The organism is Undibacterium umbellatum, from assembly GCF_014284125.1.
Classification (GTDB): domain Bacteria; phylum Pseudomonadota; class Gammaproteobacteria; order Burkholderiales; family Burkholderiaceae_D; genus Undibacterium; species Undibacterium umbellatum.
In genome coordinates, this window is sequence record NZ_JACOFX010000072.1 from 1 (window position 1) to 467 (window position 467).

The 467-nt window shown below is 56.7% G+C and carries 2 pseudogenes; both read right to left on the bottom strand.

Features of this window, described 5'->3' with window-relative positions:
• Positions 1-221, bottom strand: a pseudogene (locus tag H8L47_RS30510) (hypothetical protein); the annotation flags it as partial.
• 42 nt (positions 222-263) lie between these two features.
• Positions 264-410 (bottom strand): annotated as a pseudogene (locus tag H8L47_RS30515) (phage portal protein); the annotation flags it as partial.
• Positions 411-467: the final 57 nt, after the last annotated feature.

Here is a 467-nt window from a genome sequence, read left to right on the forward strand (position 1 = left end):
TTCTCGTAGGTACTCAGTCCGTTCTCGTAGGTACTCAGTCCGGCTTCTATCAGCATCACCGCTTCCTGAACTTCTTTCAGACCATCGATGGCCATACGACCGGAGCCTATCCAGTCGCAGTTCCCCCAGGCACTGCGGGCTTCCTGAAAACTGAAGCGCGCTTTTGAAGGTAACGTCACCACGCGGCGAACGATGGCCTCTTCCAGCCAGCACAGAAACATCTGGCTCGCCTGACGGGATGCGACGAATTTTCGCCGCCCCATAAAGTACGCCCACGACTCGTTCGCACTGGCCCGTGCCGTGGAGTAGCTCATCTGGGCGTAATTCCGGGAAAGCTGCTCATACGAGACACCCAGCCCGGCAGCGATATACCGCAGCAGTGACTGCTCAAACACGGAGTAGCCGTTATCCGTATCCTGAGGTAGCCGTTATCCGTATCCTGAGGTAGCCGTTATCCGTATCCTGAG